Raw genomic sequence first — 10,194 nt, 5'->3', positions numbered from 1 at the left:
TGTGGCTTATTTATCGCGAATCGAAAAGTTGGCCATATGCTCCAGGCCCTTGATCAGCGCGGAGTGGTCCCAATTGCCGCCGCCAATCGCCGTGCAGGTGCTGAACACCTGCTGCGTACCGGCGGTGTTTGGCAGGTTGATTCCCAGCTCCTTGGCACCGGCCAGCGCCAGGTTCAAATCCTTCTGGTGCAGGTTGATGCGAAAGCCCGGATCGAAAGTGCCCTTGATCATCCGCTCGCCGTGCACTTCGAGGATCTTCGAGGAAGCAAAGCCACCCATCAGCGCTTCCCGCACCTTGGCCGGGTCGGCGCCGTTTTTCGAGGCGAACAGCAGCGCTTCGGCCACGGCCTGGATGTTCAGTGCAACGATGATCTGGTTGGCCACTTTGGCGGTCTGGCCATCGCCATTGCCGCCGACCAGCGTGATGTTCTTGCCCATGCTCTGGAACAGCGGCAGGGCGCGTTCAAACGTCTGCGGTTCGCCACCGACCATGATGCTCAAGGTGCCGCCCTTGGCGCCGACTTCACCACCGGATACGGGGGCGTCGAGGTAGTGCGCGCCGGTCTGGTTGATCTTGGCGGCGAAGGCCTTGGTGGCGGTGGGGGAGATCGAACTCATGTCGATCACCACCTTGTTCGGCGACAACCCGGCGGCGACACCGTCGGCGCGGAACAGCACGTCATCGACCTGTGGGGTATCCGGCACCATCACGATGATGAATTCGGCTTCCTGCGCCACTTGCTGCGGGCTGGCCAGGGCCACGGCGCCGGCGTCGATCAGCGCTTGCGGGGCCTTGCCGTGGTGTTCGGACAGGAACAGTTGGTGACCTGCTTTCTGCAGGTTGGCGGCCATGGGTTGGCCCATGATGCCGGTGCCGATAAATCCGATTTTAGCCATGATCAAAATCCTCTTGTTATTAGGTGTCTGGGCCTGGCACGGCCTTCTAAACATGGGCGGTCCACTGTGGGAGCGGGCTTGCTCGCGAATGCAGTCTGACATTCAGCATTGATGTCCACTGATACACCGCTTTCGCGAGCAAGCCCGCTCCCACATTGGTCCCGTGTTTGTTCAATCAGATGGCGTTGTGGGTTTTGAGCCAGCCAAGGCCTGCTTCGGTGGTGGTCAGCGGCTTGTATTCGCAGCCAACCCAACCCGAATAACCGATGCGGTCCAAATGCTCGAACAGGAAGCGGTAGTTGATCTCACCGGTCCCCGGCTCGTTGCGGCCCGGGTTGTCGGCCAGCTGGATGTGGTTGATTTCACCCAGGTGCGCAGCCATGGTCCGAGCCAAGTCACCTTCCATGATTTGCATGTGGTAGATGTCGTATTGCAGGAACAGGTTGGCGCTGCCCACCTGCTCGCGAATCGACAGGGCCTGCGCAGTGTTGTTCAGGTAGAAGCCCGGAATATCGCGGGTATTGATCGCTTCCATCACCAGCTTGATGCCCACCGCTTGCAGCTTGTCGGCGGCGTACTTGAGGTTGGCGACAAAGGTTTTTTCCAGGGTTTCGTCGTCAACGCCCTGCGGACGGATGCCCGCCAGGCAGTTGATCTGCGTGTTGCCGAGCACCTGGGCGTAGGCGATGGCGAGCTTGACCCCGGCACGGAACTCTTCGACGCGGTCCGGGTGACACGCCAGGCCGCGTTCGCCCTTGGCCCAGTCACCGGCCGGCAGGTTGAACAGCACTTGGGTCAGGCCGTTGGCGTCCAGCTGCGCCTTGATCTCGGCGGAGCTGAATTCGTACGGGAACAGGTACTCGACACCTTGAAAGCCAGCATCGGCAGCCGCTTTGAAACGGGCAAGAAAGTCCTGTTCGGTAAACAGCATGGACAGGTTGGCGGCAAAACGCGGCATAGGGTTCTCCTTAGTCGAGCAGGGAAATGGCGGTCGGCGCATCGTTGCCAACCAGTGCCAGATCTTCGAATTCGTTGACGGCGTTGATCTCGGTGCCCATGGAAATATTGGTCACGCGTTCCAGAATAATCTCAACGATCACCGGAACCTTGAATTCTTCGATCATTTCCTGGGCCTTGCGTAAAGCCGGCTGGATCTGCCCCGGCTCGAACACCCGCAGGGCCTTGCAACCCAGGCCTTCGGCGACGGCGACGTGGTCCACGCCATAACCGTTGAGTTCCGGAGCGTTGAGGTTGTCGAAGGACAGCTGCACGCAGTAGTCCATTTCAAAACCGCGCTGGGCCTGGCGGATCAAACCCAGGTAGGAGTTGTTCACCACCACGTGGATGTACGGCAGCTTGAACTGCGCGCCCACGGCCAGTTCTTCGATCATGAACTGGAAGTCATAGTCGCCGGACAACGCCACCACCTTGCGGCTCGGGTCAGCCTTGACCACGCCGAGTGCTGCTGGAATGGTCCAGCCGAGCGGGCCGGCCTGGCCGCAGTTGATCCAGTGGCGCGGCTTGTAGACGTGCAGGAATTGCGCGCCGGCAATCTGCGACAGCCCGATGGTGCTGACGTAGCACGTGTCTTTGCCGAACACCTGGTTCATCTCTTCGTACACCCGTTGCGGCTTGACCGGCACGTTGTCGAAGTGGGTCTTGCGGTGCAGGGTGGCCTTGCGCTGCTGGCAGTCATGCAGCCAGGCACTGCGGTCCTTGAGCTTGCCGGCGGCTTTCCACTCGCGGGCCACTTCAATGAACATCGTCAGTGCGGAACCGGCGTCGGAGACGATGCCCAGGTCCGGCGTGAACACGCGGCCGATTTGCGTCGGCTCGATGTCCACGTGAATGAATTTTCGCCCTTCGGTGTACACCTCCACCGAACCGGTGTGGCGGTTGGCCCAGCGGTTACCGATGCCCAGCACCACGTCCGACTTGAGCATGGTCGCGTTGCCATAACGGTGCGAGGTCTGCAGGCCGACCATGCCCACCATCAGCGGGTGGTCGTCCGGGATCGTGCCCCAGCCCATCAGGGTCGGGATCACTGGGATGCCGGTCAGTTCGGCGAACTCCACCAGCAGTTCGCTGGCGTCGGCGTTGATCACGCCACCCCCGCTGACCAGCAAGGGGCGTTCAGCCTGGTCCAGCAGCGCCAGGGCTTTTTCGACCTGGATGCGCGTGGCCAATGGCTTGGCGAGCGGCAGTGGCTGGTAGGCGTCGATGTCGAATTCGATCTCGGCCATCTGCACGTCGAACGGCAGGTCGATCAGTACCGGGCCTGGGCGGCCGGAGCGCATTTCATAGAAGGCTTTCTGGAACGCGTAGGGCACCTGGCCGGGTTCGAGGACGGTCGTCGCCCACTTGGTCACCGGCTTGACGATGCTGGTGATATCGACCGCCTGGAAGTCTTCCTTGTGCATGCGTGCACGCGGGGCTTGGCCGGTGATGCAGAGAATCGGGATCGAGTCGGCCGAGGCGCTGTACAGGCCCGTGACCATGTCGGTGCCCGCCGGGCCCGAAGTGCCGATGCACACGCCGATGTTGCCAGCCTTGGTGCGAGTGTAGCCCTCGGCCATGTGCGAGGCGCCTTCAACGTGGCGAGCAAGGACGTGATCGATGCCACCGACCTTCTGCAAGGCCGAATACAGCGGGTTGATCGCGGCGCCCGGGATACCGAAGGCGGTGTCGACCCCTTCACGGCGCATCACCAGGACAGCGGCTTCGATTGCTCTCATTTTGCTCATGGTTTTGGTGCCTCTTGCGTTTTGTAATTGTATACAAGTGGTGTCTGTTCAAAGTGTATTCATGGCGAGCGGCGCAGGTCAATCCATTTCATTCACTGACCTTTGCGTTCGTCGGAACGGCTTTTTTCGACGTATGGGGCCTTTGTGCGAAAATATTGTATACAAAAACAAATGTCATTGTGTTCTATTTGTTTGATCGAGCTTCTGATCAATCAGACCTCCACCGCTTTACCCATAACAAGATAAGGACGGCAGCTATGAGCGCTTTAACCTTGAAAATCGCAGTCAACCTGGCCGGTCAGGCCATCACCGCAGGCCGCACCATTTCAGCCGCGCCGCTCACCATTGCGGTGCTCGACAGCGGCGGACACTTGGTCACCCTGCAGCGCGAAGACGGCGCCAGCCTGCTGCGCCCGCAAATCGCCATTGGCAAGGCCTGGGGCGCGATTGCCCTGGGCAAGGGCTCACGTTTGCTGGCACTGGACGCGCAGCAGCGCCCGGCGTTTATCGCGGCGTTGAACAGCCTGGGGCAGGGCAGCGTAGTGCCCGCGCCGGGCGGGGTGTTGATTCGGGATCAGGAGGGCGTGGTGCTCGGGGCGATCGGGATCAGCGGGGACACGTCGGATATTGATGAGCAGTGCGCGATTACGGCAATTGAGGGGGTGGGGTTGTTGGCGGATGCGGGGGTGTCTGCCTGATTATTCGGTGACTGTAACGGCCTCTTCGCGAGCAAGCCCGCTCCCACATTTGATAGGGTTCACATATTTACATTTGTGGGCACGGTCAAATGTGGGAGCGGGCTTGCTCGCGAAGGCGGCGGCTCGGTCTCGGCTCTATACCCAAACCGCATCCCACAACGGATAGTCGCCAATCCGCTTCACCAAACCAGCCCGCAGCGGATTGGCCACCACATACCTGGCCATTTTCACCAAGTCGTCTTCCTTGCGCAGTGCACGATCATGAAAGCTGGTTTGCCAAAGCCTGCCTTTGCGTCCAGTAACGCCGTTCACTGTTCGGGTGCTTTTGGATTTCACCTGGCACATTAGGTCCCCCAGCGAGCCCTTCTGCAGTTCGATCAGCCAGTGAAAATGATCTGGCATCACCACCCATGCCAGGGAGTTTGCCAGCCTTTGGTATTGAGCGAGCCTGAATTGCCAGACCACCAAGCGACCCAGATGAAAGTCATTGAATATCGGTATGCGTTCGTGGGTGTTGGTAGTGATCAGGTAGATACGGTTCGGTTCGCTGAACCGCCCGACGCGCAGGCGATGTGAAGTAGCTAAATCAGGCATTCCTTGGCCTCTCTTCAGGTAGGTTTCTGAGAGGCTAGATCTCGGCGGCCGGTGCTGATCGTCAGGCTTTTGGCAGGATGTGTCTGGGAGGGCGCTTTCGCGAGCAAGCCCGCTCCCACAGGGGATTTGTGGCGTTCCGACAAATTATGTCTGGCGCAGATCAAATGTGGGAGCGGGCTTGCTCGCGAATGGCACTGGCACCTCGGTGTCTCAATCCGGCTCACACCCCTTCAGCACCAACCGAATAATCGTCTGTGCCGCCGCCTCGTAGTCGGCGTCATCCAGCTTGGCTTTCCCGGTCACTGCTGAAATTTGCCAGTCAAAATCCGCATACGTCTGCGTCGCCGCCCAGATGCTGAACATCAAGTGATTGGGGTCAATGGCGGCGATCAAGCCGCGATCCACCCAGCTTTGGATGCAATCGATATTGTGCTTGGCCTGGGCGTTGAGCTGTTCGACCTGGTCGGCGGTGAGGTGCGGGGCGCCGTGCATGATTTCGCTGGCGAATACCTTGGAGGCAAACGGCAGGTCGCGGGAGATGCGGATTTTCGAGCGGATGTAGTTGCTCAACACTACCGAAGGTTCGCCCTGCGGATTGAATGGTGTGGACGCGGCCAGGATCGGCTCGATAATACTTTCGAGCACCTCGCGGTAGAGGTTGTCCTTGGACTTGAAGTAGTAATAGACGTTGGGCTTTGGCAGCCCGGCCTTGGCGGCGATATCACTGGTTTTGGTCGCGGCGAAGCCCTTGTCGGCAAACTCCTCGCTCGCCGCCCGCAGGATCATTTCTTTATTGCGCTCGCGAATGGTGCTCATAAACCAGGAATATCCTTGCCAAGACAGGCGGTCGGGCATGGTAGCACCGGCCTTGCGCGGCGCTCAAGAATCTCGCCGTACCCCTTGTACATGGGGCGTTGCAGCTGACTTTGTCTGTCTTGATGCTGAACGTATTCACGGCAGTACAGGCATAGCCCGGGCGCACTGCTAGAGTTCAGGTCAACGACACGGTTATTTTGCCGGTCGTCCCGTCCAGTATTCGGCGTTCGAGTGAGAAACCGTGGAGAAAAGCAGACGACGTACGTTCGCCTGGGCAGTTGGCGTGTTGTTGCTGATCGCGCTGTTGATTGGCCTGGGTATGCACTACTTTGGCGGCGGCCATAAAGGCAAGCCACCGTCCCCCGGCGAGCCGGTCGCAGTCGTGCCGGTGGCCTTGCAGGATGTGCCGGTGTACATCGACGCCCTCGGCACCGTCACCCCCACCCGCAGTGTCACGGTGGTGACCCAGGTCGATGGCATTCTCAGCAGCGTGGCGTTCAAGGAAGGTCAGCACGTCAGCAAAGGCCAGGTCATCGCCCGTATCGACGACCGAGCACTCAAGGCGCAACTGGCTGTGGCCAAGGGTACCCTGGCTCATGACCAGGCTGTATTGAGCAACGCCCAGCGCGACCTGGCGCGTTATCGCGACCTGGTCAAGGCCGGCTCAACCAGCCAGCAAACCCTCGATACCCAGGCCTCGCTGGTTCAGCAGCAACAGGGCACCGTCGCCGCCGACCAAGGCAATGTGCAAAACCTCGACGTGCAATTGAGCTATTGCACCATCACCTCGCCGGTGGATGGCGTGGTCGGTTTGCGCCTGGTCGACCCCGGCAACTATGTGACCACCGCCAGCACCACCGGCATCGTGGTCATCACCCAGATGAGCCCAGCGACCGTGGTGTTTGCCGTGCCCGAGGACGACCTGGGCGCGATCAACCAGGCGCTGGCCCATGGCAGCGTCACGGTGCTGGCTTACGACCGCAACAAAAAATCCCTGCTCGCCACCGGCACGTTGCTGGCCCTGGACAACCAGGTGGACACCAGCACCGGCACGATCAAGGTCAAGGCGCAGTTCGATGATTCGGGTACGGCGCTGTTTCCCAACCAGTTCGTCAACGCGCGGCTCAAGGCCGACACCTTGCGCCAGATCGCTGTGGTGCCCACCCGCGCTATCCAGCACGGCAGCAAGGGGGATTTCGTGTTTGTGATCAACGGCGACAAGGCCAGCCTGCGCACGATCAAGACCGGCCCGTCCACCGGGGACGTTTCGGCGGTGCTCGACAATGGCGTCAAAGCCGGGGAGCAGGTCATCACCGAGGGCGCCGACAAACTGGACGATGGCTCGGCGGTGAAGGTCGTCGCCCAGTGAGGAGCTGCCGAGCATGAACATTTCGCGGCCCTTTATCGAACGCCCGGTCGCCACCACGCTGATGATGGTCGCGGTGTTGCTGCTGGGCCTGTTGGGCTACCACTTGCTGTCGGTGTCGGCGTTGCCGGAGGTGGATTACCCGACCATCCAGGTGTTCACCCAATACCCCGGCGCCAGTCCGGACGTGGTCAGTTCCTCGATCACCGCGCCGCTGGAGCGCCAGCTCGGCGAGATGCCCGGGCTCAAGTCGATGAACTCGACCAGCTCCGACGGCGCTTCGGTAGTAACTTTGCAATTTGACTTGTCACTGTCGTTGGACGTGGCCGAACAGGAAGTGCAGGCGGCGATCAATGCGGCGGGCACCTTCCTGCCGGCGAACCTGCCGTACCCGCCGGTGTACAGCAAGGTCAACCCGGCGGATGCGCCGGTGCTGACCCTGTCGTTGACCTCCGATGTATTGCCGCTGACCAAGGTCGAAGACCTGGCCGACACACGCCTGGCGCAGAAAATCTCGCAGATCACCGGCGTCGGCCTGGTCACCATCAGCGGCGGCCAACGCCCGGCGGTGCGGGTCGAGGCCAATACCTCGGCGCTGAACAGCCTCGGCCTGTCCCTGGATGACCTGCGCACCTCCCTCGGCACGGCCAACGTTAACCAGGCCAAAGGCAATATCGACGGCAAATTCCAGGCGTATTCCATCGGTGCCAACGACCAGCTGCAATCGGCGGAGGAATACCGCGACCTGGTGATCGCCTACAAAAATGGCGCACCGATTCGCCTGTCGCAGATTGCCAGTTCCACCCAAGGCCCGGAGAACCCGCGCCAGGCCGCGTGGACCAACGACACCGCGTCGATCGTCTTGAATATCCAGCGTCAGCCAGGCGCCAACGTGATCGACGTGGTCGACCGTGTGCAGCAATTGCTGCCCACGTTGCGCGCCAGCCTGCCGGGCACGTTAAAGGTCGCCGTGCTGACCGACCGCACCCAGACTATTCGTGCCTCGGTCACCGATGTGCAGTACGAGCTGGGGCTGGCGATCCTGCTGGTGGTGATCGTGATTTTCATCTTCCTGCGTAATGTCCCGGCCACGATCATTCCTGCGGTGACCATCCCGTTGACGCTGATCGGCACGTTGGCGGTGGCCTATACCCTGGGCTTTTCCCTCAACAACCTGACGCTGATGGCATTGACCATCGCCATCGGGTTTGTGGTGGACGACGCCATCGTCATGATCGAAAACATCACCCGCTACCTGGAGGCCGGTGACACCCCGCTGCAAGCGGCGCTCAAAGGCGCGGAACAGATCGGCTTCACCATCATCTCGCTGTCCATCGCGCTGATTGCGGTGATGATTCCGCTGCTGTTCATGGGCGACGTGGTCGGGCGACTGTTCCGTGAATTCGCCATGACCGTGGCGGTGACCATCGTGATCTCGGCCTTTATCTCCCTGACGCTGACGCCGATGATGTGCGCGCGCATGCTCAAGTCCAGGCATGAGGAGCGCCGCGCGGATTTCTTCGACCGCATCAATAGCCATTATGTGCGCGGCCTGGATTGGGTCTTGGCGCACCGCACCTTGACGCTGATTTCGGTAGTGCTGACTGCGGCGCTGACCCTGTTCACGTTGGTGATCATGCCCAAGGGCTTTTTTCCCGACCAGGATACCGGCTTGATCCAGGGCATTTCCCAGGCGTCGCCGACCGTCTCGTTCCAGCAGATGCAAGTCGAACAGCAACGCCTTGCTGCACGCATTCTCAAGGACCCGGCAGTGCAAAGCCTGTCGTCGTTCGTCGGCATCGACCAGACCAACCCGACCATCAACCAGGGCAATTTGCTGATCAACCTCAAGCCGCGTGGCGAGCGTGACAGCGCCACCGACGTGATCCGCCGGCTGGCGGATGCCAACGCCGATGACGCCGGTATTCGCCTGTATTTGCACTCGGTGCAGGACCTGACCCTAGACGCCACCGTGTCCACCACCAGCTACCGCCTTGGCCTGCAAGCCACCGACCCGGCTGAATTGGAGCAGTGGACCACCAAGCTGCTCACCGCGATCAAACACGACCCGATGTTCGCCGACGTGCAAAGCCAGGCCATGCAGTTCGGCAACCAGATCAAGCTGACCTTCGACCGCGCCACCGCCTCGCGGCTGGGTATTACGCCGCAGGCCATCGACGATGTGCTGTATGACGCGTTCGGCCAGCGCCAGGTGTCGACCATCTATACCCAGCTCAACCAGTACCACGTGGTGATCGCCACCGACCACCCACCGCGCAACTTGCCGGATTTGCTCACCGGTTTGTACGTGGACATTCCCATAGGCGGCGTGGCGCCGCTGTCGAGCATGGCGACCCTGGAGGTGGTGCGCTCGCCGGTCACCATCAACCGGCTGGGGCAGTTTCCCTATGCGGATGTGTCGTTCAACCTCGCCCCCGGGCAGACGCTGGGCGCGGCGGTGACGAGGTTGCAGGACATTGAAGCCAACGTCGGCCTGCCGCTGTCGGTGCAAGCCAACCTCGAAGGCGCCGCGGCGACGTTCCAGGCGTCGTTGTCCAACCAGGTGTTCCTGGTGTTGGCGGCCATCGTGGTGGTGTACCTGATGCTGGGCATTCTGTACGAGAGCTTCGTGCACCCGGTGACCATCCTCTCGACCCTGCTGTCGGCGGCACTTGGCGCCTTGCTGGCGTTGTTGCTGACCGGTACGCAGTTCGACATCATTGGCTTGATCGGCATTGTGTTGCTGATCGGCATCGTCATGAAAAACGGCATCATGATGGTCGACTTCGCGCTTGAGCTGTTGCGCGAAGGCGGCTTGAGCCCGGTGGAGGCGATTCGCCAGGCGGCGGAGCTGCGGTTTCGGCCGATCCTGATGACCAGCATGGCGTCGTTGTTTGGTGCGGTGCCGCTGGCGTTGGGCACCGGGATTGGCTCGGAGCTGCGCCACCCCTTGGGCATTGCGATCATCGGCGGCCTGTTGCTCAGCCAGTTGCTCACGCTGTTTTCCACGCCGGTGATCTTCCTCGCGATGCACGGGCTGGAGCAGCGTTTCAGTCGCCGCCCGGTTGCCGTGGATTGA

The 10,194-nt window shown here is 61.0% G+C and carries 8 protein-coding genes; 3 read left to right on the top strand and 5 right to left on the bottom strand.

The features are described 5' to 3' along the window. Positions 1-6: 6 nt before the first annotated feature. From ACI77D_RS27505 to gcl, 3 genes are all read right to left on the bottom strand, one after another. Entirely contained in the window at positions 7-897 is an 891-nt protein-coding gene (locus ACI77D_RS27505) for a 2-hydroxy-3-oxopropionate reductase (protein ID WP_064451587.1), read from the bottom strand. A gap of 175 nt (positions 898-1,072) precedes the next feature. Further along, positions 1,073-1,855, bottom strand: coding sequence for a hydroxypyruvate isomerase (gene hyi / locus ACI77D_RS27500; protein WP_064451588.1), 783 nt, complete (start codon positions 1,853-1,855; stop codon positions 1,073-1,075). Positions 1,856-1,865: 10 nt separating this feature from the next. Further along, positions 1,866-3,641 carry a glyoxylate carboligase gene (gene gcl, locus ACI77D_RS27495; protein ID WP_053255218.1) on the bottom strand — a complete coding sequence of 592 codons (1,776 nt, stop codon included), beginning with the start codon at positions 3,639-3,641 and terminating at the stop codon, positions 1,866-1,868. 257 nt (positions 3,642-3,898) lie between these two features. On the opposite strand from gcl, the gene ACI77D_RS27490 reads away from it, so the two are divergent. Beyond that, positions 3,899-4,339: a heme-binding protein gene (locus ACI77D_RS27490; protein WP_064451589.1), complete on the top strand. Its 441-nt coding sequence runs from the start codon at positions 3,899-3,901 to the stop codon at positions 4,337-4,339. Positions 4,340-4,474: 135 nt separating this feature from the next. Here ACI77D_RS27490 and ACI77D_RS27485 read toward each other — a convergent pair whose 3' ends face one another. Together ACI77D_RS27485 and ACI77D_RS27480 are read right to left on the bottom strand one after the other, a co-directional pair. Beyond that, positions 4,475-4,933 carry an REP-associated tyrosine transposase gene (locus tag ACI77D_RS27485; RefSeq protein WP_262667429.1) on the bottom strand — a complete coding sequence of 153 codons (459 nt, stop codon included), beginning with the start codon at positions 4,931-4,933 and terminating at the stop codon, positions 4,475-4,477. 210 nt (positions 4,934-5,143) lie between these two features. Continuing rightward, positions 5,144-5,749, bottom strand: coding sequence for a TetR/AcrR family transcriptional regulator (locus ACI77D_RS27480; RefSeq protein ID WP_064451591.1), 606 nt, complete (start codon positions 5,747-5,749; stop codon positions 5,144-5,146). A gap of 241 nt (positions 5,750-5,990) precedes the next feature. On the opposite strand from ACI77D_RS27480, the gene ACI77D_RS27475 reads away from it, so the two are divergent. Together ACI77D_RS27475 and ACI77D_RS27470 are read left to right on the top strand one after the other, a co-directional pair. Beyond that, a complete protein-coding gene (locus tag ACI77D_RS27475; protein WP_407017893.1) occupies positions 5,991-7,118 on the top strand; it encodes an efflux RND transporter periplasmic adaptor subunit in 1,128 nt (375 codons plus the stop codon). Between the two features lie 13 nt (positions 7,119-7,131). Beyond that, positions 7,132-10,194, top strand: coding sequence for an efflux RND transporter permease subunit (locus ACI77D_RS27470; RefSeq protein WP_407017892.1), 3,063 nt, complete (start codon positions 7,132-7,134; stop codon positions 10,192-10,194).

Source organism: Pseudomonas sp. O39, from assembly GCF_045447295.1.
Classification (GTDB): Bacteria; Pseudomonadota; Gammaproteobacteria; order Pseudomonadales; family Pseudomonadaceae; genus Aquipseudomonas; species Aquipseudomonas antarctica_A.
The sequence above is the reverse complement of the archived record's forward strand: the minus strand, read 5'-3'. Positions and strand labels throughout refer to the sequence as shown.

Bases quoted from the DNA above. Each gene is read 5' to 3' on its own strand.
- ACI77D_RS27505 (WP_064451587.1), bottom strand. From the start codon at position 897: ATGGCTAAAATCGGATTTATCGGCACCGGCATCATGGGCCAACCCATG.
- hyi (WP_064451588.1), bottom strand. From the start codon at position 1,855: ATGCCGCGTTTTGCCGCCAACCTGTCCATGCTGTTTACCGAACAGGAC.
- gcl (WP_053255218.1), bottom strand. From the start codon at position 3,641: ATGAGCAAAATGAGAGCAATCGAAGCCGCTGTCCTGGTGATGCGCCGT.
- ACI77D_RS27490 (WP_064451589.1), top strand. From the start codon at position 3,899: ATGAGCGCTTTAACCTTGAAAATCGCAGTCAACCTGGCCGGTCAGGCC.
- ACI77D_RS27485 (WP_262667429.1), bottom strand. From the start codon at position 4,933: ATGCCTGATTTAGCTACTTCACATCGCCTGCGCGTCGGGCGGTTCAGC.
- ACI77D_RS27480 (WP_064451591.1), bottom strand. From the start codon at position 5,749: ATGAGCACCATTCGCGAGCGCAATAAAGAAATGATCCTGCGGGCGGCG.
- ACI77D_RS27470 (WP_407017892.1), top strand. From the start codon at position 7,132: ATGAACATTTCGCGGCCCTTTATCGAACGCCCGGTCGCCACCACGCTG.